The following is a 26973-nucleotide window of genomic DNA, read 5'->3' on the forward strand; positions in this document are numbered from 1 at the left end:
TCTCCCTCTTTCTTTCTCCCCATCCCCGCGTCCCTCTTTCTCTCTTTTTTTCTCCCCATCTCCCCATCCCCGCGTCCCTATTTCTTTCTCCCCATCCCCGCGTCCCTATTTCTTTCTCCCCATCCCCGTGTCTCTTGAATTCTTAATTATCAGCTTCTCCTCCGACGACGACATCTCTGATTCGCAGACTTGGGCCACCACAACCTACGGGTAAACCGTTTTGTCCACCTTTACCACATCCACCTGATTCATCCCAGTAAAAATCATCACCGATGGCTTCAATATCCGCTAGGGTTTGGAAAACGTTACCTGAAAGTGTTACATCCTTGACTGGTTCTGCAATTTTGCCGTTTCTAATCATCCATGCTTCACCGGCGCTAAAGGTGAACATTTCCCCATTTGTCATTCCACCTAACCAATTTCGGGCATAGACTCCTTCTTTGATGTCAGTAAATAAGTCTGCAACTGGTGTATTACCCCTCTTAATCCAAGTGTTTGTCATTCGCACAATGGGCATAAAGTGATAATTCAGACAGCGAGCATTACCTGTGGGTGCTTCTTCTAATTTGCCAGCAGTTTCACGGGAATGCAAACGTCCGACTAAAACTCCATCTTCAATTAATTGCGTAGTTGTGGCGGGTGTGCCTTCATCGTCGTAAAAATAACTACCACGATGACCTTCTGGGGCTGCACCATCAAAAATTTGCAGTTCTTCGGAACCAAAGCGACGACCAAGGGTCATAACTTCCAGTAAGTCTGGGTTTTCATAGGCCATATCAGCTTCGGAAAGATGCCCAAAAGCTTCATGAACAAATAAACCACTGAGAATTGGGTCAATAACTACGGTATAAGTATTACCTTTGACTGGTGGTAAGGATAAAGCGGTAACGGCTCTTTGGGCGGCGCTCTTGACTTGGGTATCTAAATCAGTTAGGTCTTGGTATGCTTTGCGAGAGCCGGTGGTTTCTCTACCAGTTTGTACGGTGTCGCCGTTTCTGGCTGTGGCTGCAAAGCGCATTTCCATGTCTACCCAAGATTGCTCAATGAGAGTTCCTTCAGAGGAGGCGAGAATGACTCTTTGGGCGCTGTCACTATAACGGACTGAGGTGGTGGTGATGCGGGAATCAACGTTTTTGAGTAAGTCGGTATAGCGATCGCACAATTCTTTTTTCTGTTTTAGGGAAATGGTGCGTGGATCGATACCTGTTAGGGGTAAATTACATATAGCTTGTATGGGATCAATGGGTGCGAGTATGGTTTCTTCATCTCCCACTATCCGCGCCGCTGCGATCGCTTCTTCGATTCGTTCCTTAATCGTCGCTAACTGGTTAAAACTACTTAACCCCCAGCCACCTTTATAACAAGCGCGAACATGGCCACCAATAGAAATACCTTCGCTGAGGGTTTCTACCTTGTCACCACGCAACAAGATATCTGTTCCTTCTGCTTCTTCTAGGCGAATCATCAGATAATCTACACGGTGGGAATAACGGGCGATTAACTCTGAGAGTAAATTTTGTACGTCAGTAAGTGTATTTGGCATTGTTGTGAGTGATCATCACGAACTAAGTAGGTTGGCGTTAAAAATTGTCGTTGGGATAAGGCAGGGGGCAGGGGGAAAAAGGGTTTTAGCCTTGTTTACTTTTCTTTACACAGTTTAGTTTTATTCTGCCTACCTACTTACATTTATTCTCCAACTATTTAGGTCAATTTTGTTATTTTGGGTATCATGTAGATGGTCGGAGTTTTTTGAGCTTTTTATTGATTATTCAAAAACGTATTTTTCTGCCACTTTCCAATAACGAGAAAACCGCTTTAAGTCAATAAAACCATCGTAATCAAAAAATGGTTCTATTTCTAAAACTTCCAACTCTAAAGAACGATCAATTTGGGTGCATATTTCCTCAAATCTGGGACTAGGACTATCTGTGGTGACAACTAATTTAGCATCATGTTCTTTCGCAAACTTGATAATTTCTTCTGCCACATTCCCCCGACGGATTTCCACAGGTAATTCTAACAAGCATTCATAGATAAAGGTAAGGCGTTTTAGACTAAGTTGCCATTCCTCAATTAAAGCATCATCCCAAACCCAAATCGCCGGGGTATGAGGATATTCTTGAAATGCGGGGTTTTGGGGACTTAAGCAATCTCCATGTATCCAAATAATTGGTTTATTCATATTGGTAATTTTGTTATATCTATATTTTTCTTGATTGCTACATCTACTTGTTCTAAAAGTGATTCTAAGGTAGAGGAGTTATCTAATACTATATCAGCCTTGGCTACTTTTTCTGCAATTGGTAATTGGCTATTAATTCTGGCTGCGGCTTGTTCGCTGTTTAAATGATTGCGCTGGATTAATCTTTGCTGTTGCTGTGCTGGTGAACAATATACAACCCAAATTTCACTAACTAGATTTTCTAAACCTACTTCAAATAACAAAGGTATCACTAAAACTAAAGTATTTGCAGATGATTCATTAATAGCTTGAGAAAAACAATTTCGCACATAAGGATGTATGACACTTTCTAGCCAATTTCGTTCTTCTGATTGTTGAAAAATAATTTCTCCTAACTTTTGACGATTTAAATTTCCATCGGATAGTAAAATTTCTTTACCATATCTTGCGGCAATTTGTGCGAGAGTTGGTGAACCAATAGATACTGCATCTCTAGCATAAACATCTGCATCTAAAATTGGCAAATTATAAGCACTATGCAAATAATTAGCTACTGTACTTTTACCTGTAGCTATACCACCTGTTAAACCGATTAAACGTTTGGTCATTGGTAATTGCAAAGAGTAAACATATTAAAATAATTCGTAATTCTTAATTAATAAATGATCGAAGTTGAGAATTTTAACCGAGTAGCGAGGGTTTAAATCCCCGTCACAAAACTTAATTACGAATTACAAATTACGAATTATTTTAATTCTCCTGGATTTGCCCATTTTATAATAGCGTTGGTTAAGCCATCTAAGGTATATTCTTCGGCTTCTATATCGACACGTCCAAATAAATCATGACAAGTTTGGGAAGTTTGGGGACCGATAGAAGCAATGGAAACTTTGTCTAAGTAATGTGTTACTCCATCTGTAAATTTACTTGCGGTTAATAGACAGAAAAATTGTACAGTTTTAGAACTAGCAAAAGTGATGACATCTAAAGTGCGGTTTCGCAAAGCCAACTCTGCTTCCGGGGGAATAGTTTGAGGACAGCAAGATTCATAGGTGGGAACTTCTATGACGTTTGCACCTTTGATGGTTAATTCTTTGACTAAAACGTCTCTTCCACCACTTTCTACTCTGGGAAATAAAATCTTTTTACCCGCTAATTCTTCGGGAAAGCTTCCCACTAAAGAGTCAGCAATAAAGCGGGGAGGAATAAAATCGGGACGGATATTTTGTTTTTTCAAACTTTGGGCTGTTTTTTCACCGACAACCGCAATTTTTACCCCAGCTAAGGAACTGTTATCTTTACCTTTGGTGTGGAGTCTAGTAAAAAAGTGTTCTACTCCGTTGCTGGAAGTGAGAATTAACCAGTGGAAACTGGATAAATTAGCGATCGCTTCATCTAAAGCAAACCAACTTGAAGGAGGTCCAATTTCTAAAGCTGGCATTTCGATTACTGTAGCACCTGCGGCAATCAAGCGATCGCTAAATTGGCTGGACTGTCCAACTGAACGTGTAACTAAAATGGTTTTTCCTGCGAGGGGAGATAAGGGTAAATTGCTATCCACGATTTTCTCATTCAGAATTGTGGGTAATTAAGAATAGTTTATAAGAAAATAGGCTAAAAACGCCGGAATTGAGAAATTTTTAATTCTTAATTCTTAATTCTTAATTTTCAAAGGTATAGCCGTGGACAGGGTGGTTAGGACATCAATTGATAATGAAACTCTCACTACAAGAGGGTTTTACTCCTGACTCCTGAACCGAAGGTCTGCGAAGCGTCTCCTGACTCCTGACTCCTGCTATATTTGCGTAATCCCACAACTTCACCAATGACTATTACCGCAGGAGAGAGTGATAAACCCGCTGTTTGTGCCAAAATATTGCCTAATTCACCTACCCAGATGGCTTGACTGGGAGTTCCTGCCCAACGAATAATAGCAATGGGTGTGGAGTACAAGCGCCCATATCGTAGCAGCTGATGCACAATCTCGGCTAAATTTTGTCCCCCCATCAAAATTACCAAAGTTTCTAACCTTGACAGTGCTTCCCAGTCTAAGGCATCTGGTTCATGTGCTGTCAAAACAGCAAAACAGCGACTAAGAACCGGATCTGTGAGGGGAATTCCTGCTAATAAAGGTGCTGCTAAAGCTGAAGAAATCCCCGGTATAACTTCAAATTCACAACCAGCAGATTTTAAAGCTTCAATTTCGGAAATACAACGCCCAAAAATAAATGGATCACCTGATTTTAGCCTAACAACTTGTTTCCCTTCTTGATAATACTTGATCAGCAAATTGTTAATTTCAGCTTGGGGAGTGCTGGGTTTACCACCGCGTTTACCCACATCTAGTTTTAGACAATCCTGTGATACACATTCTAATAATTGGGTATCTACTAAAGCATCATAAACTAAGACCTGAGCAGTAGCCAAGAGACGATAGGCTTTAACAGTCAAGTATGCCACATCTCCAGGGCCTGCACCAACAAGGTAAACTTTATTATTAGTCATTGGTCATTTATTATTCTTGTTAATATCCTGGAGAATTTTAGCTATTGTTTCTGCTTTTTCAGGTTGACGCTGTTTTTGGAATAAGTCTTTTGCTGTTTGGAGATTATTGATTGCTTGTTCCTGATTGTTTTCTAGTAACAATATATTTGCCAAGCGTAGGTAAGCATCGGCATTTTTGGGACTGCGGTTAATTACTTCGCTGAATAATTCTTTTGCTTCTGCAATTTGTCCTTTGTGATTTAAAAGATCACCCAACAACAACCTGACTACATCATTAGTAGAGTTGATGGCAATTACTTTACGAAATTCTGATTCTGCACCTTCATAATCTTTAGCCTGAAAAAGCTTAATTCCTTTTTGAAATGAGTTTGAGGTAATCAATGTTTTCCAGGAGAAATAAAGGAGAATTCCTAGACTGGAAATTACTAAACATATAGCAACAATATTACTAATCGGTGAATTTTCTAACATGATTTTAAGCCAAAATACAGGCAATAGGAAAAATTAGATATTCGATAAAAAACAGTTTCCAGATAAATTGATAAAATCCAGCAATTGCACTTTTATCTTGTAAATCAACCCCTGCACTTTGCCACCACATGACAATCAAGGTTACTAACTGCGTAATTACTAGGAATATTGAGTTAACTTCTGCCATCTTGAACAAAGCCACAATAATCATCCCTAAATAGCAAACTGTTAACACCCAAAGTGCGAGTTTAAATACTGCTTTTTGTCCCATTTGCAGGGTAAAAGTTGTGATATTGTAAAGGCGATCACCTTCCATATCAGGAATATCTTTAAAGATAGCGATCGCAAAGGTAAACACCAATATAAACACCGTCAAAACCCATACTGCTGCGGGAATGCCTTGGCTTTTTTGCAATAGCCAATTAAAATGAAAAAACAAGCCTAAATTAACAATTGTTCCCCGCACAGAAAAAATACATAATGCTGCCCAAAAGGGATACTGTTTTAAGCGAATTGGTGGTAAAGAATAAGCTGTCCCAATTGCCAAACTCAGCGCTACCATTCCCAATAAAAATGGTCCGTTCAACCAGGCAACAATCAGTGCCGAAATTCCTGTAATAATGACAATTAATTGTCCTTGTTCTGGGGTAAATTCCCCTGAAGCTATGGGTAAATGAGGCTTGTTGATTTTGTCGATATCAACATCTTCTAATTGGTTTAAACCAACAATGTAGATATTGCCACATATACAAGCAATCCAAGCTCCCAAAACTTGACCAAGATTAATACTAGATAAGCTTGTGGAAGTGACTCCCAGGGTAATCAAATATAAACTCAACACACTTAAACTCGTGCCAATAATTGTGTGAGGACGGGAAAACTTCCAAAAGGCATAAAGCCACTTTCCCGGAAAAATCGGAGAATTCTGTTGATAAAACTGATTCATTTTTTACTCTCTGCGTTTTCTGTTATGTGGGAAACTACAAAGGACGGGAGAACCCCGCCCTAAAAAGCGTTTAAATTTGCTTACTTATTTCCGCACAATAACCCAAATTTAATTAAACCCCGTTCATAACCCCGACGCATTAACCCTAAAGAAAGCGCCCCTTGAATTGTACTCCAACCGGAAAGCAGTAATCCCAAAACAGCTTGGGGAGTAAATGCTGAATCAATTACCCGATTCCAAAATGGAGCCACAGCGGTTGACCAATCAGCCGTGCGGATATTGTTTAATGGTAGTTGACGAGCGATCGCTTCATACTCTGGCAACGAAATCACATAAGGTAAACAATAAACCCGATAAATATCCTCTAAATGCTTTTGTTCATCCGCAGTCAAAGGTTTCTTATCAGTAGGTCGATGACACCAAGTCACCATAATCAACGTACCTCCGGGCTTCAACACGCGGTAACACTCTTGCAAAAACTTGGTTTTATCGGGCATATGTTCACCACTTTCTAAAGACCACACCAGGTCAAAAGAATTGTCAGCAAAAGGCATTTCTTGAGCATTGGCCACGAGAAACTGAGTTCTGGTATTCAAATTAGCTTCTCTTGCTCTTTCTGTGGCTCTAGCGGCTTGTACAGGACTTAGTGTAATTCCCGTTGCTTTAGCACCAAACTTTTCTGCTAAGTATAAAGAACTGCCACCAATACCACAGCCTACATCTAATATATCCTCTGCACCCTTGACCTCTGACCATTTCAGCAGTTCTTCGATTAAATCAATTTGCGCTAAACGACGGTCTTTCCGCTGGTTCCCCGTAGGACCATAGTAGCCATGATGCATATGTTCTCCCCAAATCTGTTCCCACAAACCGGAGGAAGCATCGTAAAATTGTTGAATTTGCTGATAAAGCGTTGAACTCATGAATACACCAGATGAAGAAAAAGCCGAATTGAAAAAAAAACATACTTGGTAGGCTACCATGTGTGTTTTTAATTAGATAAGAGTATTTTGCTTCCAGAAGCAAATTTTGAATTACTTATGACTGTTGCTCGGACAATTTGTTTGGGATTTCTGGCTGTTATCTTGCTAGGAACCATGATGTTGATGATGCCTTTTTCAACTAGCGATGGTAGTTGGAATAACCTGATTGTAGCACTTTTTACTTCAACCTCCGCAGTTTGCGTTACAGGTTTATCCGTAGTTGATCCTGGTACTTATTTTTCCTTTTGGGGTCAATTCTTTATTGCACTTTTAGCTCAAATTGGTGGTTTAGGTTATATGACAACTACCACCTTCCTAATTTTATTAATTGGGCGGAGATTTGACTTGCGACAAAAAGTAGCAATTCAACAAGCTTTAGACCGACCAGGAATGAGTGGTAGCACGCAAATTATTCGTTCAATAATTGCGACAACGATGATTTTTGAAATTACTGGCGTATTGTTATTACTGCCAGCTTTTGTTCCCCAATATGGATGGAATCAAGGACTATGGTTGGCAATATTTCATAGTGTTAATGCCTGGAATAATGCTGGCTTTAGTCTTTTTAAAGATAATTTAATAGGTTATCAAAATTCAGGGTTAGTAGTTTTCACAATTAGTGGATTAATTATCTTTGGAGGAATAGGTTATCAGGTAATTTTGGATCTATATCTTTGGCTGCGCGATAGAATTGTAAGAAAAACCAATGCTATAATATTCTCTCTAGATTTCAAAGTGGCAACCAGTACCACTTTGATACTTTTAGTATTGGGAACAGTAGCCTTTTTATGTATAGAAATCAGGAATCCTCAAACATTTGGTGATTTGAGTTTTACTAACCAATTATTATCAGCTTGGTTTCAATCAGTAACTCCCAGAACTGCTGGATTTAACACCATTGATATTGGCAAAATGACCGATGCTGGTTTATTTATTACCATTGCTTTGATGTTTATTGGTGCAAGTCCAGGTGGTACAGGAGGAGGTATGAAAACAACCACTCTCAGAGTCCTTACTAGTTGTACACAAGCAATTCTCCAAGGAAAAGAGGAAGTTTTACTATATGAGCGTAAAATAGCAGTTTCATTAATTTTGAAAGCGGTTGGTGTATTAGTGGGTTCCATAACAACCGTGATTATGGCGACTATTTTAATTAGTCTTACAGACCCTAAATTAGAGTTTATTCAAATTCTATTTGAAGTAGTTTCAGCCTTTGCTACAGTTGGTCTATCTACAGGTATTACTGGTACTGTTTCCACAGGAGCCAAGCTGATTTTAATTCTCACAATGTATATTGGTCGCGTCGGTGTTTTATTATTTATGTCAGCTATATTAGGTGATCCCCGTCCTACCAGAGTTCACTATCCCGAAGAAAATTTACTCGTAGGATAGTTTGGGGAGACGCGGAGATGGGGAGACGCGGAGATGGGGAGATGGGGAGACGCGGGGACGTGGGGACGCGGAGAAAATGAAGAATAACTTAATTATCTATTCCCAATCACCAATCACCAATCACCAATCACCAATCACCAATCACCAATCACCAATTACCAATCACTAATTACCAATTACCAATCACTAATTACCAATCACCAATTATGAATCTTTCATCATTAAAGTTTTTTCGCAGTTTACGTCACGATAACCAGCAATTTGCTGTAATAGGTTTGGGTCGGTTTGGTCGTTCTGTGTGTTCAACATTACATAATTTGGGTTATCAAGTTTTGGCTACAGATGTTGATGAAAAGCTTGTTTCTGAAGCATTAACTGAAGAAATTGTTAGTCATGCTGTGCAACTAGACTCAACAGAACCTGCCGCACTCAAAGAAGCTGGTATTTTTGAATTTGATACAGTAATTGTGGCAATTGGTAACTATATCCAGGAAAGTATTATCACCACTCTTAATGTGAAAGAAGCTGGTGTACCTCATGTAGTTGCTAAAGCTTCTAGTGAAGTTCACCGCAAGCTGTTAAAAAGAGTGGGAGCAGATCATGTAGTTTTCCCAGAATATGAAGCAGGTTGTGCTTTAGCAAGGACGCTGACTAAACCATCTATTCTAGACCGATTTGATCTCGACCCAGACCATAGTATTGTTGAGGTAATTGTCCCTGATGAATTTCACGGCAAAACTGTTTCAGAAATCCAACTTCGTAATCGTTATGGTTTAAATTTGTTGGCAGTGAGTCAGGATGGTAAATTTAAGATTAATCCTGACACCACCAAGCGTTTAGAACGTGGTTCCGCAATGGTAGTTATTGGCTGCAATAAAGATATTAACCGCTTGCCAATTTGAGGAAGCAGGGTGCAGGGTGCAGGGGGCAGGGTGCAGGGTGCAGGGGGCAGGGTGCAGGGGGCAGGGTGCAGGGGGGGGAGGTAATTATTTCTCCGCGTCACCCCGTCACCGCGTCTCCCCATCTCTTCATCTCCGCGTCCCCGTGTCACCCCATCACCCCATCACCCCATCACCGCGTCACCCCATCACCTCGGCTGTTGTTCAACTGTGTTAGGCACGTCAGTAAAGTTAACTGGCATTGCTTGTTCAGGTGCTGGTAGTAATACATCACTGTTAGAAGTAGGAGTTGGGGTTGCTGTTTGACTAACTTCAGGTTTTTTTGTTGTTAAATACTGGGCAATTTGTTGTGTCATCTGGTCAATTTTTGCGAATTGCTCAGTATTACCTTGTTGAGCATATTCTTGACGAGCGCGTTTTAATGCTTGATCAGCTTCTTTGAGATTGCCTTGATTGTATAAAGTTACCCCTAAGTTATAGTAAGCTAAAGCATTTTTGGGATTTTGGCGAATAGCTTGTTGATAAATGGTAATAGCTTGGGAGGGTTGACCCTGAATTACCATAAGACTACCTAAATTGTTGTAAGCTACCGTATTCTTGGGATTTAGCTTTAAGGCTTGACGATAGGCTGTGATGGCTTGTTCTACTTGACCTTCTTGTTGAGATACGATCGCTAAATTAAAGTAAGCATTAGAGTTGCTACCATCTAAATTAATTGCTTGTTGAAAAGCTGCGATCGCTTCCTGTCGCTGTTCTTGTTCGTATAATACCAAACCTAAATTATACTGTGCCACCGCCATTGTCGGACTTGCTACCAACGCTTGACGGTAAGCAGTAATCGCTGCTTCTTTTTGTCCTTGTTTTTGTAAAGCCAACCCCAAATTGTAATACGCATCACCTAAATTGGGATTCAGTCTAATCGCTTCTCCATATTCTTGGACAGCTAAATCTAGGCGATTTTGCTCCAAAAAGATATTGCCTAAATAATTCCGCGCCATGCCAATTTTAGGATCTCGCTGCAAAGCTTGACGAAATGCAGATTCTGCACCTTGTAAATCTTGGCGCTGATAACGTGTCACTCCCAATTGATACAAGATAGCCGCGTCTAAATCCTGAGAAACGACATTTTGTGCCAACAACTTACTACCAGGTAAATCAGTAATTGTCGGTAAACCCAACAAGAGAAACGCCGAAGAAGCTAATACTATTCCTAATTGCTGTGCATAATTTTTGGAAAATGATGCTTTAAAGACTCTGTGTAAGCACGGAGTACTCTGAATTGTTTTAGACATGAATTGTCACCCGGTATTCATATATCCTTACCAAACTCAGAGTACCCATAACTAAATCAAAAATTCACAATTTAGTCATTAGTCATTAGTCATTAGTTATTAGTTATTAGTCCAGGACTTACGCAAAATATCTCTCAAACCCTATTTCCTTCGTGTTCTATCCCTATAGCTCCTACGTCGCTACGCAAGCTATCGGGACACTCCGTGAACGTGTCTTCGTGGTTCATTATTCCGTGACTTGTGCGTAAGTCCTATAGTCATTGGGCATTGATCAGTTGTTTATCCATCTTTTTCATCCTTACTCCCTACTCGGTACTTTCTACTCGGTACTCGGTACTCGTTACTCAGCAGTCAGAGTTCCTTCAGGCAAAATGAGCATGGCATCACCAAAAGAATAAAAACGATATTGAGCAGCGATCGCTTGTTGATAAATCTTCAATAACCTCTGTCTCCCAATTAAAGCACTTACCAGCATCAATAAACTCGAACGTGGCAGGTGAAAATTAGTAATTAGACCCTCAACTACCCGCCATTGATAGCCAGGATAAATAAACAGGTTTATTTTGCCTACATAGGGTTGCAAATCCCCAAATTGAGCCAAACCCTCTAAAGTGCGAACTACCGTGGTTCCGACGGCAATAATGCGCCCCCCAGCGGCTTTAGTAGCCCGGATTTGCTCAATTGTCGTAGCACTGACTTCAATCCATTCTTCATGCATTTGGTGAGTAGTTACATCTTCGACTTCCACAGGGCGAAAAGTCCCGACACCAACGTGCAGCGTTACAAAAGCTTGATTAATACCGCGATCGCGCAATTTATCCAACAGTTCTGGTGTAAAGTGTAATCCTGCCGTGGGTGCTGCGATCGCTCCTTGTTGTTGGGCGTACACCGTTTGATACTGTTCACCCCCAGCCGTTGACCTATTGATATAAGGTGGTAAAGGAATATCCCCAAATTGATCTAAAACCTCTATCAAAGAGATTTTTTCTGGCAAATCAAATTGTAATAACCTGCCTCCTGTGTCTGGATCTGATTCCACAACCGTAGCTGTCAATGTTGAGATTGAGGCTCTACTTTTGACCTTATTTCCGCCATATAAATCTTTAGAACCATCAAAGATAATCTGTGTTCCGACTTTAAAGCGTTTTCCTGGCTTTACCAAAGCTAACCAACAGTTATGCCGTCTTTCTTCCAACAGCAAAACTTCCACTTCTGCCCCTGTTGACTTGCGGCCATACAAACGTGCTGATAAGACTTTTGTATTATTCATGACCAACAAATCTCCAGGTTTTAGTAGTTCAGGTAAATCCCGAAAAACATGGTTTAGCGGTGATATTTCCTGACCTATACTGGGAGAATTAACCACCAGTAACCGTGAACTATCTCTAGGAACAGCCGGATTTTGGGCAATCAGTTCGTTTGGTAGTTCGTAGTCATACCCAGATAACAAACGATCTAAATTAACATTTTCTGCTTCTAGGCTAGACGTTAAGTGCAAATTGGTTGGTGTGATTTGTTGCTCCATTTATAGAGTAATTGGGGATAGGGGATCAGAAATAGGGGAAAAAGGGTTTTATTTTGCTGACTTACTTCATAGAACTTTAAAATATTATCTTTTATTTTCATCCCCAGACTTTAGCATTGATACTATTGAGAAAAACAAAAACACTAAAATCAAAATTGGGTAAATCTCCCCATATAAAAACGGGGGTTTTTACCCTACCGGGAACTATGCTTTATTTACGAAGATAGAGAAGTAGGATTAGCTTCAATCCCAAACACCATGATGGAATATTTATATTACCTAGCAAATGCCAGTTTAACTCTGAGGGTTGTTCAACATCTGCATGGCAGACCCGAAAACCCAATTTCCTTCATCACCGTAATTCATCAAATAGATGGTTGGGTAGTGAGGATCAAATTCAGAGAGCCACTTTCACCCCAAGACGATGGTGATTTTCGAGCTTTTCTCAATGAATTAGGAATCAGCTACGAACCACCCATGAGAGTGCAAATGGCACTTTGGAGTTTGGAAGCGGGACAGTTTCCTGTGGATGTGATGCGCCGCTATCAAGTAGCAATTGTATCTCATGGTAGTCCTGAGAGAGAGGAAATTGAGGCTTTCCGGCAACAGTTTGTTCGGGGTTTGGGCTATTGTCCAGAAACACTAGCTTAATCTCGATTGATGATCAAGCTTTTACAAGACGATTCAACAATTCAACAACTCAAAATAGAGCCAAAGGCGTACGTAAGGGATACAAAATTCAAAACTGTTATGCCTACGGCTGTCGTAAGGGATACAGTCGAGGTCTAAATAAGAGTCTGTAGCTTACTTAAAGCAGGGTCACACAAGCTACGTATAGACTAACACCATTTTATAATAAAAAAGGCTGAAAACCCTTGAAGTTGAGGCTTAGAGCGTGGCGGAATCAGCCGTACTTTAGGAAAGGGTTAGTAGCTAGTTACTGTTTTCTTAACATAAGCTCACAAATACTCACATTGGCTCAAAATTTCCTGTCATCTGCTCTTTCAGTAACTCGAAAAATTTTTGTTGTAGGTATAGTCCAGATTTTCGATTATTCTAGATTTAGAGGATTTTCGAGCAATTTAGAGAAACCATAAACAATGAAAGCGGTTGAGAGGATAGGAATTGCATCTATATTTGGGATGATGTTTTTAACAGTACCCTACGTAGCAAAAGCTAATGATCCTGGTGCTTGTTTTATGGTGACATCATCAGGTAAAACTGTCAGTCTGGGGCAACTATGCGGGGTAAATCAACTAAATCAACCAAGTCCAAGAGTGTTTCGAGTCCCAATTAAGCGTCGTAGCGGCAGGACTCCGATTATAGATGTTAATTTTAATGGTAATCAAGTTTTTGAGATGATTGTTGATACTGGTGCCAGTGGTATTCTGATTACTCAAGGAATGGCCACAGCCCTGAAAGTTCAACCTTCGGGAAAAATAAGCGCCATGATCGCAGACGGTAGCGTGGTAGAATTCCAAACTGGTAAGATGCCAACAATTGCCGTTAGTGGTGCTGTAGTTAATAATGCCACAGTAGCCATAGCTCCCAAAGCGAGAATTGGGCTACTTGGACACGATTTTTTTGGCAACTATGATGTCAAAATTTTAGAAAAACAAGTTGAATTTCAACAGCGTTAAAATAATTCGTAATTCGTAATTCGTAATTACAATTCTCCTGCCCCCTGCCCCCTGCCCCCTGCCCCCTGCCTTCTGCCTCCTGACTCCTGCTATAAGTTTTGTGATGGAGATTTAGACTTCGCCTAACCTACTTGTCGCTTGTAGAAGCGGAGGACTTAAAACCCCAGAATTTAGTTAAAATTGACATTTTTTTAATTAAAAATTAAAAGTTAAAAATTAAAAAGAATAATAATTTTTAATTAATAATTTTTAATTTTTAATTGGAGTGTAAGCGACTTGAGTTGCGCCTTACAACCGTTGGAGTAGATTTAAACCGTGGGTATCTGTACCACAGGTGTTAAATAAACCGAATTCATGAGCTAAGTTTTGGACTTGTTCTGATTCCACCGCGCAGGGTTTCCAGGGATTGGGATTTTTGTAAGCATAGAAAGCTTCAACACCATCAATACCTTGTTCTACCGCAGCGGGAATCAAGTCAAAGAGCGATCGCTTGTAACGTGCTGGATGAGCCAGTACGGCTATTCCTCCAGCGTCATGAATAGCGGTAATGACATTGGCTATTTCATAGTCTTGGCCTGTAGTCCCTTTGCTTTGCAAATACGGTTTTAGACTAGAGTTTTCTGCCTCAAAACCATAAGCCAAAATGTGAACTTCTATATCTAACAGATTGGCATTAATTTCTACACCACTCCATAGATAAGGAGTTTGTATATCTGGATGATTCCACTTCCAATCTTCTAACCAAGCGTGTGCGGCTTGATAGCCACCAATTGTATGATGATCTGTGATCGCCATTCCTTTTAAACCAATAGCGATCGCTTGTTCCATCAACCCAATCGGCTGCAACCTTCCGTCTGAGTGGACTGTGTGCATATGAAAGTTGTATAAAGTTGGACAACTTTGGGCATCAATGCTCTGGAATACTTGTTTTAAAAGTTCTGTAGAAGCCGTAGTCCGGGCAAAATCTATAACCATAACCCTCTCTGAACAGAAAATACGTAATTTTTAATACATTCACACACCAGACTTAGAAACTAGAAATCGCTAATACAGCCCACTAGTTTTGTCTGTTACTCTCTACGCTACTTCAATGATTTTTTTAGTTTTGTTACGACTACGTTAGCAAATCTAAACGCTGATGGTCATGAGTATTTTTGATTACTTCTATAAAGAGAGTCTAAAATTTTGCCTAAGTTTCCATAAATACTGATATTTATGGTTTGCTGAAGACGATAGGGAATAGGGAATAAATAGGCAGGGGGCAGGGGGCAGGGGGCAGGGTGCAGGGTGCAGGGGGTAGGGTGCAGGGGGCAGGGGGCAGGGGGCAGGGGGCAGTAGATAATTATTTCTCCTCATCTGGAGCGTCTCCCCATCACCGCGTCTCCCCATCACCCCATCTCCCCATCACCCCATCACCCCATCTTCATAAACCCTCTAATTTACCTGCACCTGTCACGACTTCACCAATCGCATAAGCGGGAATATCTTGGGACTGAAAATGGGTAATGACTTCTTCTGCTTGATGCGGTGGAACTAGCACTACAAATCCAATGCCCATATTGAAGGTATTATACATAGCTTCAGCACCGACAGACCCAGCTTCAGCTAACCACTCAAACACGGGGGGAATATTCCAACTACTGGGATTAATTTTAATTGACTGATCTTTTCCTAAACATCTGGGTAAATTCTCTGGTAAACCTCCACCAGTGATATGCGCCATTCCATGAATTTCTAACCCTGCTTTCAACGCCGCCAAAACAGGTTTAACATAAATGCGGGTAGGTGTAAGGAATGTTTCGCCGATAGATACTCCATTTAATAATGGTGGGGTGTCATTCCAGGAAAAACCACCGTCACTGACAATCTTTCTCACCAAACTTAAGCCATTACTGTGAACACCAGCACTAGCTAAACCTACAGCCACATCCCCAACTTGTACCTGGGAACCATTCAACATGAGGCCTTTTTCCACAATTCCCACACAAAAACCAGCCAAGTCATATTCACCAACTTGGTAAAAACCTGGCATTTCCGCCGTTTCTCCCCCCAATAAAGCAGAACCAGCTAACTTACAACCAGTAGCTATTCCTGCCACAACTTGAGTTAACTGGTCTTTATCTAGCTTACCTGTAGCCACATAATCTAGAAAAAACAACGGTTCTGCGCCAGATGTCAACACATCGTTAACACACATCCCCACCAAATCAATACCAACGGTGTCATGGCGGTTGAGAATTTGGGCTATTTTCAGCTTTGTACCTACACCATCTGTCCCAGAAACCAAAACGGGTTCTTTGTAACCTGTGGGTAGTTGAAAGCAGCCACCAAAGCCACCCAGTCCACCTAGAACTTCCGGCCTAAAGGTGCTGTGAACCAAATTGCGAATTTGGTCTACAAAGGCTCTACCCGCTTCAACATCAACGCCTGCATCCCTATAATCCATGCCTAGTTACACCGTTATCAATCCGCTACAAACATAGGCTATTATCATCACACAATTTAGGCGCTATCTGCATTAAAAAACTTGATCTTCAATTCCGCGCCACCATTCGCCCAAATTCATCAAATCTTGGTGAATATCTGCGAGTTCTTCGGCGTAGGCTGTTGATGAGATGGTATCGCGCCGTTCTTCTAGTTTTTTCAGGCGTAGTTGTACCAATAGCCAAGGTTTGGAGATGCTATCTGTAGCTTCTAGGTATTGAGCGAGTGTTTTGCTATCCATAGAATTGGAGATTTTTATAGTAGTCGATTAATTCTAAGATATAGAAAGGAAGCAGAGAAAGGTTTTTACCAAAAGTTACCCAAACCTATGAACCAGCGACTGACTCAAGAGCAATTGAACCAAATAATCGCTGAAGTCCAAGGACTGCAATTGCGTCAAGAAGCAGAACTTGATCAACAGCAGGTTAAGGACATTTTACAAGAATTGAATTTAGCACCTGAGTTATTAGATGAAGCCTTGATTCAGTTAGGTCGTCGTCAAGCTTTGGAAGTGCAACAACGCCGAAATAAATTGATTGGTTTTGGTGTGGCTGGGGCTGTTATTTTAGGGATAGCATTAACAATATTTTTTCATCAACAACAAGGTTCTTTACTGGCTAATGTTTCGGCACAGCAAGACCGCATTACTCTAGAATCAAATAATGGAAATTTGAAAAATGTCTCCCGTCAATCTAATGCAGAACTTTTTTATCGTGTCACTTTGAAAGATGCACCTATCGGTAAAAAACTTGATCTTTCTTGTAATTGGATTGATCCCAGTGGACAACTTGTTAAGCAAAATAATTATCAAACCCGCGAAGTTACAACTTCTGTTTGGGATACTTTTTGTCGTTATACTATTAATTCTACTGCAACGGCGGGAAATTGGAAAGTCGAAATGTTTCTCGATGGTCGGAAAATTAGCGATGAAACTTTTGTGCTTCAATAGTTATGTTTCCCTATCATTTTATGGGCTATTGGGGTAAGGATAAACAAGAGTTTCTCACGCAGAGGCGCAGAGGCGCAAAGAGAGGAGGTGAGGGGGAAAAGTTTGTTTGGGATGTTGTTTATGTTGGTTGTGAGTCTGTACCATCTTTACCGGAAGATAGGATTGCGGCTATTTCTGCGGGTGGATTTTCTGATTGTTCTGATGTTTGGGTGAGGTTAGAATCAAATAAGTTGATTTTGGGTAGGGAAGCTTTTGGAAGGGTTTCTTTATTTTGGACTCAGCAAGAAGATGTGATTTGGTTTGCTTCTCAATTACAATTACTTTTAGAAGTTATTGAAAAACAGGAAGTTAGTATTTCTGGTTTATATGGTTATAGTTGTTTTTCTTATGTTCCAAATCCTTTAAGTCCTATTGATAAAATTTATGCTGTATCTGCGGGAACTGAAGTAGTTTGGGAAGATGTCGGTGATCCTCAATTTCGCAAGATTTATCAATGGTGTGAATCAAAAGAACAAATTAAAGATGAAAATACCGCAGTTGAACAATTGCAAGTTTTACTAAAAAATTCAATTCAAAAGCAAATTGCTGATTTACAAGATGAACCAGTGGGGGTTTTCCTTTCTGGTGGTTTAGATTCTTCAGTTGTTGCGGCTTTGTTGGTAGAAGCTGGTGTGAAGGTTCGCGCTTACACTTTGGATTTTGGTAATGTGGGAATTCCTGAATATCCTTATGCGGAAAAAGTTGCGGAATTTCTCAATATTCCTCTGGTGAAAGTTGACGCAAGTCCAAATAAAATTAAAAATGCGCTGATTCCTACTGTCAAAGCTTTAGATTTACCTTTTGGTGACGGGGTAACTGTTCCTTTATATCTCCTTAATCAAGTTGCTTCTCAAGAAACTCAGGTGATTTTTAATGGTGAAGGTGGTGATCAATTATTTGCCGGTTGGACTAATAAACCTTTAATTGCTGCTGGTATTTATCAAGCTGAAAATCCCAACGGAGAGGAAAATTTTCTTCAGCAATATCTCCGCACTTTTCACCGTCTTTGGGGTTATGAAGCGAGGGTTTATCAACCGGAAATATATGCACAGATACGGGGTTTAAATGCTCAGGAATGGCTGTTAGATGCTCTTGACTCCAGTTTTTGTCCTTCGTTGTTACATCGTCTCCGTCGTGCTAGTTTGATGTTAAAAGGAGCGCAGAATATCCATCCCCGTGCGACTGCGTTGGGTTTTGCTCATGGGTTGGGTGTGCGATCGCCTTTTTGTGATTTACTTTTAGCAGAATGGACTTTTCAGCTATCTGGAGAACTCTGTCTACATGGTGCTTGTGAGAAGTATATCCTCAAACGTGCAGTAGAAAATTGGCTACCAGCGGAAATTGTTTGGCGACAAAAGCGCGGTATGGGTGTTCCCTTAACCTCTTGGTGTTTAAATGATTATTGGCATGATATCGGTAATTGGTTAAATCCAGGTATACTGAGTTCTGAGAAATGCTTTTTTCCTGATATTGCCTTACAAATTGTTACAGGCGAATTGGGGGGAGCAATTCAAGGAAGACGCGTGGGTGAAAGTCTGTGGTTACTGATAATGTGGCAACTTTGGCGTTACCACGTTTTTGGTGCAAAATTAGTGACAAAGTCTTGGAATCATCCATTTATCTTACCTAGTTGGTTATGGAAAAAGTACAAGCAATACCAAATTTAGAACTCAAACTTGCACAGGAGTTATTGCAAATTTACGGTTCTCCTTTGTATGTTTATGATGGGGATATTTTACGCCAAACTATTGCACATATTACTAAATCTTTTAGTTATCCCCGCACTAAGTTTCATTTCGCTAGTGTGACAAATGGCAATATTGCCTTATTAAAAATCTTTCAAGCTGCTGGTTGGGGACTTCATGCTAATACTCCAGGGGATATTTATTTGGGTTTAAATGCAGGTTTTCTTCCTGGTGATATTGTTTATAGTGGCAGTAATTTAAGTCGGGAAGAAATGTCTCAGGTTTTAGATTGGGGAATTACTACTCTCAATTTGGATAGTATTTCTCAGTTGCGTTTGTGTTGTGAGGTTTTTTTATCTCACGCAGAGTCGCAGAGACGCGGAGAGGAAGAGGAGTTACGTCTTGGTTTAAGGTTGAATGTTTCGGAAGATAGTCGTATTGGTGTGACTTTGGCAGATTTTGATGAGGCTATTTCTATTACTAATGCTGCGGGATTAAAACTTACAGGTTTACATTTTTATCGGGGTACGGGAACTAATGCAACTTCTGCTTTTACTGATGTTATTGATTCGGTTTTAGCAATTGCACAAAAGTTACAAGATTGGCAATATTTGGATTTTGGTGGTGGTTTTGGTTATCCATATTATCATCATGGTGCAGCTTTTGATTGGGAATTGTTTGGTAAGGAGTTAAGTACCAGAATTGGCAATTTAGACAGAAAAATTAATTTGGTAATTGAGCCAGGACGTTCTGCTATAGCAGGTTGTGCAATAATGTTAGCTAAGGTTGTTTCTGTAAAATGGCAAGGTAAAAAACAAGTTGTTGGTGTTGATTCTACTGTCGCTAATATTTCTGTTCTTGCTGTACATGGAGGTTATCGAGAAATCGTTACTTGGAAAAATCCAATTTCTGAAAAGTACACAACTGATATTTGTGGAAATACAACTTACTCACGAGATTATTTAGGGAAAGGTTGTCAAATTCCCGCTTTAGAAATTGGCGATATTATCGCCATTTTAGATGTTGGTGCTTATGGTTATGCGATGTCTTCACATTTTTTACATCGTCCCAAACCAGCCGAAGTGTTACTAGAAAATAATACTCATCGTTTAATTAGAAAACGGGAAGATTACAGCGTTTTACTTAACAATCACATAGTCTAACATATCCCCGATTTCCCATTTTATGTTCCAATTTTTTTATGAATTAACCGCAAAGTTCCCAAAGGAAGATAATGAGTAATTCAGAGAATAAAAAATAAGTCGAGTATATTATCTACATCTACTCTTTTTCTTCCCTATTCCCTATTCCCTGTCTCAACTAATAAATCCCAAATCGAATCGGATTGATATATGAAATGTATTAACTGCGGAACTGATAATAATTTAAAAGACAGAACAGCAAATCAAGGAAGATGTCAAAAATGTAATCATCCTTTTGCTTTTGAACCTACAAGTATGGGTAATGTCAAAATTACAGATCCCATGTTTGCGAAAATATTGGCAGAAATATCAGCTAATAACACTTTATTTTTTACACCAAAACAACTGCTTTACTTTTTAGATAGTCGTCTCAGAAATAAATCATTCAAATCATTAGGATTTGCTGGGTTTTATATTTTCTTTAATGTTTGGGTAACAGGCTTTGTTGGTGGTATCTTAAGCGCAATACTGGAATCTAATTCTTTTTTAACTGCAAATTTAATTTATCAAATTTGCATAGTTATTTATTTGTTTAATAACACAAATTCTGCTAAATTAAATAATGCCAGTCGGAAGGCAAGTGCTAAATCTTTACAAAGACTAGGAGTCTTGATTTTAGTTGTTGGAATATTGGCAAGTCTGTTTGTATTTAATTCCTACATTCTATTTATTATTGTCGTAATTCTAGGAATGTCTTCAATATTTTTAGGAACTCGACAATTAGGAAGGGTTGATTCATTACCACAGGAATTTTTAATTTCTCAATCATATTTAGAAGGTTGGTTAGAAAGATGGCAACAAATTAATGGTTCACTTCCCAAAATCCTCCCTTCACCACGACAAGAAATTGCACCAGCTACAATCAATCCTGAAGTCACTGCTTACAGTTTTGATAGATTAGTGGTTTGTGATAGTTCTACTATTGCTCAATTACTAATTGCTAATAATTTCCATTTTGAAAATAACTGTGCAATTCTCAGCATTACTGGTTATCCCCAAAGTATTTTCAATACAACAATGCAAATGCTGCATCGTAACCCTGATTTAAAGGTGTATGCACTACATGATTGTACTCCCAGAGGCATTAGTTTAGTCCATCGTCTTCGCAGTAGTGATAGTTGGTTTCTTGACAGTAATGTGACAATTATTGATGTGGGATTATTACCGCGTCAAATTATCGCAACTAAGCGAGGAATGTTTATTCAAAATACACCCTCCATAACAACAGAAGCTAAAAAATTAAGTCAAGAAATTCGTCAGAGTTTATCTGCTGAAGAATTAGCTTGGTTAGATGCTGGTAATTTTGTGGAATTGGAATCTTTTACCCCACAAAGGTTAATTCAAGTTCTACAAAGTGGTATTTCTGGAAGTTCTAATTTGGAAGGTGATGATAGTAGTATGATTTTAATTGGTGATTCTGGGAATGATATTTATATGGTGGAAAGTTTTGGATAATTTAAAAGTAAGTTTTACTGATAATTATTCTAACTGAGAATTTGCTTGTTGTTTTTTAATTGCACGAGCAATGAGAGGAGCTTTCTTTTCTAATCCTATTAAAGTAATGTCACCATCAAGATACATCTGATACCATGCTTGACGCTGACGAAGGACTCGTTCATCATCCCGTAGATGCAATTTTTGTAAAGTAAATTCAGCCTTTTGGCGTTTCTCCGCTGGTACTGCATCAGTTATTATTAATTGCAAGGAAGGTAACAAAATTTCAAACCAATCATCTTCAACTTCAAACGGGTCAAGAATCTGGTTATCAAGAGTACCTTTACTACTATTAATCCAACCAGAAGCAACACGATAATTACTCCATTCATAAGCTAAATGACGATGATTGTCACAACACAGGAAATGGTCTACAGTGCCTACAGGTTCATACATTGCACTATAACCACAAAGATTACCAAAGCCATCAGCTAAATCGCTTTTGAAATTTGACCAATAATCTCTTGGTCTTTTTTTAGGATCTGTATTTTTTGCTAACCAATTATTACCTGGTTGTCGTGCTTTTACATCAAAATCTTGCGGTTCTGGGGGAGGATTAAACTTTAACATATTGACTATGAATTTGATCACCTTGAATTTCTTTTTTCTGCTGTGACTATCCAGCGTGGCCAAAATGGATCATGTCCTGGTAAAAGCCTTTGCAATTCCTGATGAATTTGTGACTGTGTTCTTAAATGTTCAGGAAAAGCATTCATCTCATCATCACGCATCCACGCTTCTGCGGCTTCAATAGCTATTTCTGATTCTTGAGAACGCGCTTGTTTTAGTCCAAATATTTCCGAAGTTAACCATCCTACTGTATCTCCCTGTTTAGTCCAGAAAACTTCATTTAGTTCAACGTCTTTTCCTTGCATTTCAAATAAAAATAATTTGTCCTTATCTTCATCAAAAATTGGTTCTAATGAAGCCAAAACAAGTGGAGAATGAGTAGTAACTAAAGTTTGTATTGTTATATTGGGTTTTAACTGATTTACTACTGATAAAATTGATGGTAAGATGACTCTTTGCCAGCGAGGATGCAAATGAGACTCAATTTCATCAACTAATAAAACTATTTGATTCATCGGTTCTTGCTCGGTTAGTTCACAAGCTTTTTCGTGTTCATACCAAGTCCATACTAATAAATAAGCAAGTCCCAAAATACGCTTCATTCCTGCTGATCCTTGGGTAATGGGAATATTACCGTAAGGAAGATTAATTGTAGGAATGTCGCGCACATCATCTACAGATACTCGCGTTGGTTCTCCTATTTCTATCCACTCATCAGAATGAGGAGCAAGTTGTTTGATGACATTAGATAAAAGTTGAAATGGCATTTTTTGTGGTTGATTTTGCCATGTTACCCAATCTTGAATTAGACCATTACAAACAACCTTTCCCTTTGACTTTAATCCATTCCAAAGTGTATCTCGGCTAAAATTATAGGCATTTTTATGGTTACGAACAGGATCAAAAACAGAAAAACCTCCATCAACGCGAACAAAAATAACTACTCTTTTTAAGCTTTTTAAAAAATCACCTAAATGCGATTTATTCTGCCATTTATGCTCATAAGAATCAAATTCACTTTGGACATCTATTTCGGAAAAAAGTAATCCACTATTTTGTATATCAAGCTTGGATATAATTGTCGGTAATTGACTTGTATTTCTTTGCGGATAAGCGGGTTGTTCTACCCAATTTCCTGTAAGTACCCACCAAGCAACATCCAGTAAAAAGCTTTTACCTAATCCATTATCTCCAGTAAAAATGTTGACTCTATCAGCAAATTCAACATCAAATTGAGGAGATGGTCCAACAGACCTTAAATGAAGTTCTTTTAGCATTTGACTACTTCTCTAATGTAGATTTATTTACCTGCAACCAAATTTCTAAACTTACCAATAACCATAGTTTAACACCATATCTTCCCCAAATATCTCCTTTGAAATCTAACCAATTACGCAAAATATCCTGATTAATATAAGGTGAAATTTCACTTTTTCTATTTAACAACAATTTCCTCGCTTCCCGTTGCCAATATTTCCTAAATCCCAATTGTACGGGAACCATCATTCCACTTTTAGGACGATGAATAATTTCCTCTGGTAAAATATCACTAACTGCTTTTTTCAAAACGGCTTTTTCTTCTACTCCTGAAAGTTTATATTCTGGTGGAATTTGCATACTCAAATCTACTACGCGCTGATCAAAAAGCGGTGATAAACCCTGCAAATTTGCCGCTTGTGTTAAGTTGTTCACTTTTGTTAATATCTGATCTGCACCTTTAAATTTAATATTCAATGCCATTAATCTATTTAAATAATTAGCGTTGGAATTTAAATCAGCAGCGAATACAGATGGTTCGTTTTTTAAACTTTGCCAAAGTTCTGGTTTGAAAAGTTGCGGTAAGTCTAAAGCGCACTTTTGAAAAGCCATTAAATATGCTTGTAAAGAATCTTGGTTAGTGATAATATTATAAATATTATTAATCAACATCGGTTGATTTTTGGGGCCACCAAAGCAAGGATCTCCACCTTCTCCATTTAGTGTAAACTGTACGTTCTCCCTTGCCATTTTTCCTATTAGCAAATTTGGTACTGTTAAAGGATCACCAATAGGATCATCTAAATAAGCCATTGTTTCGGGGAGACGTTCCCACATATCCCGAAAGGTGATTTCTAATATGTGATGTTGAGTTTGGCAATGTTGTGCAACTAAATTAGAAAATTCTAATTCATTTGCAGTTTCTGTACCAAAATGAATTGAGTAGGTGTGAATTGGTGCATGATGAAGTTGTGCTGCTAATGCGGTGATGCTGCTAGAATCTAAACCACCAGATAAGAAAACACCAACGGGTTGATTTTCGGGTAAATATTCTTTGACAACTTGCTCAAGTAAAGAACGCAGTTTTTCACCATACCATTCTAAAGGTTGATTTGTGTCTATAATCTGTTCTTGTAGTTGCCAATAATGCTTAACTTGTGCTGTTGGCATTTTCATGAATGTACCGGGACGAATTTCCCGCACATCTTGCCAAAGTGTTCTTTCTCCAGGCACAAAAGCACAACAAAAATAATCTCGCAATGCTACCAAGTCTAAATCATGAGAACGATAGGGTGCAAGAGTGCTTAATTTTGGGGCAATCCAGCGAGTTAGACCAGTGGTAGTATAATATAAAGTGCGGCTACCAATGCGATCGCGCACTAACCATAATACCTGTTGCTCACAATCCCAAATTACTAACCCAAACATTCCCACTAATAGAGTTAAGCATTCAGAATTGTATTTCTCCCAAAGTTGTGCAACCAGTTCTTGATTACTGCAATTATCATTAATATCAATTCCCGATTTTTGCAGGAGTTCCCCTCGGTTACTTAGCCAAATATCCCCAACTACTACAAATCTTTTTGTATGACTCAGTGCAAATTGTGCTGGTGCAGAAATAACCGCAAATTGCTGATCTTGCCAAATTACATCTTTGGTTAAATTATCTAATTTTCCATAAGCTACACACCAACTAGGAGTTACTTGAATCTTAGCATTAGGAGATTTAGGACTTTTAAAAAAATTAAATAGCATGAAGACTATATAGGGCTTGCTGATAGCGGAGCGTGGCGTAAGCCATATAAACCTAAAACCTTGATATATTAACACTTTCAGGGTTGAAAAGGATGAATCAGGTGCAAGGAATAGGCGTTGAAACCGTTCATTTACCTATCACTTTTACAGATTCGAGACTATTCTTACCTCCTTCTAATTCTTCCTCCGGTCACTGAGCGTAGTCGAAGTGCTGACTCCTGACTCCTGACTCCTGACTCCTGACTCCTGACTCCTGACTCCTGACTCCTGACTCCTGAATTCTGCTGTAATATGGGAAAAAATGATAACTGAAAAAGCAGTCACGATCATACTCATGACTGCTGAATTCTTGCAAATTAACTAATTATCGTTTGCAGTTGACTAAGCAGCAAAATTTGCAGCAGCAAATTCCCAATTAACCAATTGATCTAAGAAATTCTTGATGAATGCAGGACGAGCATTTCTGTAATCAATGTAGTAAGCGTGTTCCCAAACATCTAAAGTGAGAAGTGCCTTTTTGCCATGTGCTAAAGGGTTTTCTGCGTTTGGGGTTTTGATTACCTTAAGTGTACCACCATCATCAATCAACCAAGCCCAGCCACTACCAAACTGAGTTGCAGCCGCGTTAGAAAATTCTTCTTTGAATTTGTCAAAGCTACCAAAATCTTGGTCAATCTTAGCAGCTAATGCGCCTGTAGGTGCGCCGCCACCTGCGGGTTTCAAAGAATTCCAGAAAAAGGTGTGGTTCCAAACTTGTGCGGCGTTGTTAAAGATGCCAACTTTAGAGGAGTCTTTGAAGGAGATTTGAATTACCTCTTCCAGGGACTTATCAGCAAGTTCTGTCCCGTCAGTGAGCTTATTCAGGTTGTCTGCATAAGCTTTGTGATGCTTACCATAGTGATACTCGAAAGTTTCACCTTTCATGCCATATGGCTCTAGTGCATTAAAGTCGAAGGGTAGGGGAGCTTGTGTAAATGCCATTTTGTGAAATCCTCTCTTGATCGGTTTTCCGGGGAAAGCTATTGCAAAAGCTTAGAAAATTATAGGTTTTGTGTTTAGCTGTTTTATATCCTTAATTCCGGGACATAAAACTTAACAATTTTATTTTACTACCAAAGTGAACATTCAGACCAAGTAGTTTTCCAATAAGCCAAATCTCTATGGATTTAGAACTATGAATAAAAATGGCTAATACTTCATCGCCAAAGTCCCATGAGCAATTTACAGAAAATATGTCTCATACCGATTTCATACATTCATCCTACACATCAATCACCGCCTTTGTGCGTCTTTCTGCCTTGGGTTCCCATTCTTTTTTCATAGAAATATTATCCTTGGATAAAGCAATTATCTACCCTGTCAATCTCTCTAGATAATGGTTAATTAAAAGAGTCGTCTATTCAAATGGAATTGAGTTTTTATTGCTAATGAAATCTTTATAAATCTACCTATGGATAGATGAATAAACCCTAATTCTAATATTTTTAACCGAGTACCTTGGGTTTAAATTCCCCGGTTCAATAACCGGCAAGTTTTGGGTCGGGGTCTAAATCCGCGTCACCAAACTTAATTACGTATCCCTAGCGGGACCGTAGGCTCTATTACGAATTACGAATTACGAATTATTTAATATGTTGTTTTTACAATAATTGACTTTAAGAGAACTCCACAAAATGAACAACTTTTATGGCTTACGCCAAGCT

Annotated in this window: 24 protein-coding genes and 1 pseudogene; 9 read left to right on the plus strand and 16 right to left on the minus strand. The window is 39.1% G+C overall.

Annotated features, from left to right (window positions below; all coding sequences use genetic code 11):
* Positions 1-142: 142 nt before the first annotated feature.
* From H6G68_RS10515 to H6G68_RS10550, 7 genes and pseudogenes are all read right to left on the minus strand, one after another.
* Complete coding sequence (locus H6G68_RS10515) at positions 143-1543, minus strand: TldD/PmbA family protein (protein ID WP_190906607.1); 1401 nt, start codon at positions 1541-1543, stop codon at positions 143-145.
* Between the two features lie 222 nt (positions 1544-1765).
* Positions 1766-2182 (minus strand): hypothetical protein, encoded by a 417-nt coding sequence (locus H6G68_RS10520; protein WP_190906608.1) that lies wholly within the window; start codon positions 2180-2182, stop codon positions 1766-1768.
* A complete protein-coding gene (coaE, locus tag H6G68_RS10525; protein WP_190906609.1) occupies positions 2179-2790 on the minus strand; it encodes a dephospho-CoA kinase in 612 nt (203 codons plus the stop codon). The genes H6G68_RS10520 and coaE overlap by 4 nt, the downstream gene beginning before the upstream one ends.
* Before the next feature lie 137 nt (positions 2791-2927).
* Positions 2928-4687 (minus strand): annotated as a pseudogene (gene cobA, locus H6G68_RS27890) (uroporphyrinogen-III C-methyltransferase).
* Between the two features lie 3 nt (positions 4688-4690).
* A complete protein-coding gene (locus H6G68_RS10540; protein ID WP_190906612.1) occupies positions 4691-5158 on the minus strand; it encodes a tetratricopeptide repeat protein in 468 nt (155 codons plus the stop codon).
* 4 nt (positions 5159-5162) lie between these two features.
* Positions 5163-6104 (minus strand): homogentisate phytyltransferase, encoded by a 942-nt coding sequence (locus H6G68_RS10545; RefSeq protein WP_190906613.1) that lies wholly within the window; start codon positions 6102-6104, stop codon positions 5163-5165.
* Between the two features lie 80 nt (positions 6105-6184).
* Positions 6185-7027, minus strand: a complete 843-nt coding sequence (locus tag H6G68_RS10550; RefSeq protein WP_190906614.1) for a methyltransferase domain-containing protein — start codon at positions 7025-7027, stop codon at positions 6185-6187.
* Between the two features lie 117 nt (positions 7028-7144).
* On the opposite strand from H6G68_RS10550, the gene H6G68_RS10555 reads away from it, so the two are divergent.
* Together H6G68_RS10555 and H6G68_RS10560 are read left to right on the plus strand one after the other, a co-directional pair.
* On the plus strand, positions 7145-8479 hold the full coding sequence (locus tag H6G68_RS10555) for a TrkH family potassium uptake protein (protein WP_190906615.1): 1335 nt from the start codon (positions 7145-7147) through the stop codon (positions 8477-8479).
* Positions 8480-8685: 206 nt separating this feature from the next.
* Positions 8686-9381, plus strand: coding sequence for a potassium channel family protein (locus H6G68_RS10560; protein WP_190906694.1), 696 nt, complete (start codon positions 8686-8688; stop codon positions 9379-9381).
* A gap of 185 nt (positions 9382-9566) precedes the next feature.
* Here the strand turns inward: H6G68_RS10560 and H6G68_RS10565 are convergent, their stop codons facing one another.
* On the minus strand, positions 9567-10670 hold the full coding sequence (locus H6G68_RS10565; RefSeq protein ID WP_190906616.1) for a tetratricopeptide repeat protein: 1104 nt from the start codon (positions 10668-10670) through the stop codon (positions 9567-9569).
* Between the two features lie 340 nt (positions 10671-11010).
* Positions 11011-12195: a tRNA preQ1(34) S-adenosylmethionine ribosyltransferase-isomerase QueA gene (gene queA, locus H6G68_RS10570; protein ID WP_190906617.1), complete on the minus strand. Its 1185-nt coding sequence runs from the start codon at positions 12193-12195 to the stop codon at positions 11011-11013.
* Positions 12196-12456: 261 nt separating this feature from the next.
* Between queA and H6G68_RS10575 the strand changes: the two genes are divergently transcribed.
* Both H6G68_RS10575 and H6G68_RS10580 read left to right on the plus strand, forming a co-directional pair.
* A complete protein-coding gene (locus tag H6G68_RS10575; protein WP_127055874.1) occupies positions 12457-12846 on the plus strand; it encodes a hypothetical protein in 390 nt (129 codons plus the stop codon).
* Between the two features lie 449 nt (positions 12847-13295).
* A complete protein-coding gene (locus H6G68_RS10580) occupies positions 13296-13835 on the plus strand; it encodes a retropepsin-like aspartic protease family protein (protein WP_190906618.1) in 540 nt (179 codons plus the stop codon).
* A 288-nt stretch (positions 13836-14123) separates the two neighbouring features.
* On the opposite strand, the gene H6G68_RS10585 is transcribed toward H6G68_RS10580, so the two are convergent.
* The 3 genes from H6G68_RS10585 to H6G68_RS10595 form a co-directional block, all read right to left on the minus strand.
* Complete coding sequence (locus H6G68_RS10585) at positions 14124-14810, minus strand: PHP domain-containing protein (RefSeq protein WP_127055826.1); 687 nt, start codon at positions 14808-14810, stop codon at positions 14124-14126.
* 448 nt (positions 14811-15258) lie between these two features.
* Positions 15259-16281: a phosphoribosylformylglycinamidine cyclo-ligase gene (gene purM / locus H6G68_RS10590; RefSeq protein WP_190906619.1), complete on the minus strand. Its 1023-nt coding sequence runs from the start codon at positions 16279-16281 to the stop codon at positions 15259-15261.
* A gap of 72 nt (positions 16282-16353) precedes the next feature.
* A complete protein-coding gene (locus H6G68_RS10595) occupies positions 16354-16560 on the minus strand; it encodes a hypothetical protein (RefSeq protein ID WP_127055828.1) in 207 nt (68 codons plus the stop codon).
* Positions 16561-16647: 87 nt separating this feature from the next.
* On the opposite strand from H6G68_RS10595, the gene H6G68_RS10600 reads away from it, so the two are divergent.
* The 4 genes from H6G68_RS10600 to H6G68_RS10615 all read left to right on the plus strand — a co-directional run bounded on the left by H6G68_RS10600 (position 16648) and on the right by H6G68_RS10615 (position 21649).
* Positions 16648-17268 carry a DUF3859 domain-containing protein gene (locus tag H6G68_RS10600; protein WP_190906620.1) on the plus strand — a complete coding sequence of 207 codons (621 nt, stop codon included), beginning with the start codon at positions 16648-16650 and terminating at the stop codon, positions 17266-17268.
* 2 nt (positions 17269-17270) lie between these two features.
* Positions 17271-18974, plus strand: a complete 1704-nt coding sequence (locus H6G68_RS10605; protein WP_190906621.1) for an asparagine synthetase B family protein — start codon at positions 17271-17273, stop codon at positions 18972-18974.
* Complete coding sequence (locus H6G68_RS10610) at positions 18944-20155, plus strand: diaminopimelate decarboxylase family protein (protein ID WP_190906622.1); 1212 nt, start codon at positions 18944-18946, stop codon at positions 20153-20155. The genes H6G68_RS10605 and H6G68_RS10610 overlap by 31 nt, the downstream gene beginning before the upstream one ends.
* 189 nt (positions 20156-20344) lie before the next feature.
* The gene (locus H6G68_RS10615) at positions 20345-21649 is read left to right on the plus strand and encodes a toprim domain-containing protein (protein ID WP_190906623.1); all 1305 of its coding nucleotides are present in this window, start codon (positions 20345-20347) and stop codon (positions 21647-21649) included.
* 24 nt (positions 21650-21673) lie between these two features.
* Here the strand turns inward: H6G68_RS10615 and H6G68_RS10620 are convergent, their stop codons facing one another.
* The 4 genes from H6G68_RS10620 to sodB all read right to left on the minus strand — a co-directional run bounded on the left by H6G68_RS10620 (position 21674) and on the right by sodB (position 26251).
* Complete coding sequence (locus tag H6G68_RS10620) at positions 21674-22258, minus strand: hypothetical protein (protein ID WP_190906624.1); 585 nt, start codon at positions 22256-22258, stop codon at positions 21674-21676.
* Between the two features lie 17 nt (positions 22259-22275).
* Positions 22276-23535 carry an AAA family ATPase gene (locus H6G68_RS10625; RefSeq protein ID WP_190906625.1) on the minus strand — a complete coding sequence of 420 codons (1260 nt, stop codon included), beginning with the start codon at positions 23533-23535 and terminating at the stop codon, positions 22276-22278.
* 4 nt (positions 23536-23539) lie between these two features.
* Positions 23540-25270, minus strand: coding sequence for an asparagine synthetase B family protein (locus H6G68_RS10630; protein WP_190906626.1), 1731 nt, complete (start codon positions 25268-25270; stop codon positions 23540-23542).
* Between the two features lie 381 nt (positions 25271-25651).
* Positions 25652-26251, minus strand: coding sequence for a superoxide dismutase [Fe] (sodB, locus tag H6G68_RS10635; RefSeq protein ID WP_071191799.1), 600 nt, complete (start codon positions 26249-26251; stop codon positions 25652-25654).
* A 203-nt stretch (positions 26252-26454) separates the two neighbouring features.
* On the opposite strand from sodB, the gene H6G68_RS10640 reads away from it, so the two are divergent.
* Complete coding sequence (locus tag H6G68_RS10640) at positions 26455-26646, plus strand: hypothetical protein (RefSeq protein ID WP_127055834.1); 192 nt, start codon at positions 26455-26457, stop codon at positions 26644-26646.
* Positions 26647-26973: the final 327 nt, after the last annotated feature.

The organism is Anabaena catenula FACHB-362, assembly GCF_014698735.1.
GTDB classification, from domain to species: Bacteria; Cyanobacteriota; Cyanobacteriia; order Cyanobacteriales; family Nostocaceae; genus Anabaena; species Anabaena variabilis_A.

What these genes read in the sequence shown, in the direction of transcription:
- H6G68_RS10515 (WP_190906607.1), bottom strand. Translation starts at nt 1,543, where the DNA reads ATGCCAAATACACTTACTGACGTACAAAATTTACTCTCAGAGTTAATC.
- H6G68_RS10520 (WP_190906608.1), bottom strand. Translation starts at nt 2,182, where the DNA reads ATGAATAAACCAATTATTTGGATACATGGAGATTGCTTAAGTCCCCAA.
- coaE (WP_190906609.1), bottom strand. Translation starts at nt 2,790, where the DNA reads ATGACCAAACGTTTAATCGGTTTAACAGGTGGTATAGCTACAGGTAAA.
- H6G68_RS10540 (WP_190906612.1), bottom strand. Translation starts at nt 5,158, where the DNA reads ATGTTAGAAAATTCACCGATTAGTAATATTGTTGCTATATGTTTAGTA.
- H6G68_RS10545 (WP_190906613.1), bottom strand. Translation starts at nt 6,104, where the DNA reads ATGAATCAGTTTTATCAACAGAATTCTCCGATTTTTCCGGGAAAGTGG.
- H6G68_RS10550 (WP_190906614.1), bottom strand. Translation starts at nt 7,027, where the DNA reads ATGAGTTCAACGCTTTATCAGCAAATTCAACAATTTTACGATGCTTCC.
- H6G68_RS10555 (WP_190906615.1), top strand. Translation starts at nt 7,145, where the DNA reads ATGACTGTTGCTCGGACAATTTGTTTGGGATTTCTGGCTGTTATCTTG.
- H6G68_RS10560 (WP_190906694.1), top strand. Translation starts at nt 8,686, where the DNA reads ATGAATCTTTCATCATTAAAGTTTTTTCGCAGTTTACGTCACGATAAC.
- H6G68_RS10565 (WP_190906616.1), bottom strand. Translation starts at nt 10,670, where the DNA reads ATGTCTAAAACAATTCAGAGTACTCCGTGCTTACACAGAGTCTTTAAA.
- queA (WP_190906617.1), bottom strand. Translation starts at nt 12,195, where the DNA reads ATGGAGCAACAAATCACACCAACCAATTTGCACTTAACGTCTAGCCTA.
- H6G68_RS10575 (WP_127055874.1), top strand. Translation starts at nt 12,457, where the DNA reads ATGGAATATTTATATTACCTAGCAAATGCCAGTTTAACTCTGAGGGTT.
- H6G68_RS10580 (WP_190906618.1), top strand. Translation starts at nt 13,296, where the DNA reads ATGAAAGCGGTTGAGAGGATAGGAATTGCATCTATATTTGGGATGATG.
- H6G68_RS10585 (WP_127055826.1), bottom strand. Translation starts at nt 14,810, where the DNA reads ATGGTTATAGATTTTGCCCGGACTACGGCTTCTACAGAACTTTTAAAA.
- purM (WP_190906619.1), bottom strand. Translation starts at nt 16,281, where the DNA reads ATGGATTATAGGGATGCAGGCGTTGATGTTGAAGCGGGTAGAGCCTTT.
- H6G68_RS10595 (WP_127055828.1), bottom strand. Translation starts at nt 16,560, where the DNA reads ATGGATAGCAAAACACTCGCTCAATACCTAGAAGCTACAGATAGCATC.
- H6G68_RS10600 (WP_190906620.1), top strand. Translation starts at nt 16,648, where the DNA reads ATGAACCAGCGACTGACTCAAGAGCAATTGAACCAAATAATCGCTGAA.
- H6G68_RS10605 (WP_190906621.1), top strand. Translation starts at nt 17,271, where the DNA reads ATGTTTCCCTATCATTTTATGGGCTATTGGGGTAAGGATAAACAAGAG.
- H6G68_RS10610 (WP_190906622.1), top strand. Translation starts at nt 18,944, where the DNA reads ATGGAAAAAGTACAAGCAATACCAAATTTAGAACTCAAACTTGCACAG.
- H6G68_RS10615 (WP_190906623.1), top strand. Translation starts at nt 20,345, where the DNA reads ATGAAATGTATTAACTGCGGAACTGATAATAATTTAAAAGACAGAACA.
- H6G68_RS10620 (WP_190906624.1), bottom strand. Translation starts at nt 22,258, where the DNA reads ATGTTAAAGTTTAATCCTCCCCCAGAACCGCAAGATTTTGATGTAAAA.
- H6G68_RS10625 (WP_190906625.1), bottom strand. Translation starts at nt 23,535, where the DNA reads ATGCTAAAAGAACTTCATTTAAGGTCTGTTGGACCATCTCCTCAATTT.
- H6G68_RS10630 (WP_190906626.1), bottom strand. Translation starts at nt 25,270, where the DNA reads ATGCTATTTAATTTTTTTAAAAGTCCTAAATCTCCTAATGCTAAGATT.
- sodB (WP_071191799.1), bottom strand. Translation starts at nt 26,251, where the DNA reads ATGGCATTTACACAAGCTCCCCTACCCTTCGACTTTAATGCACTAGAG.
- H6G68_RS10640 (WP_127055834.1), top strand. Translation starts at nt 26,455, where the DNA reads ATGGCTAATACTTCATCGCCAAAGTCCCATGAGCAATTTACAGAAAAT.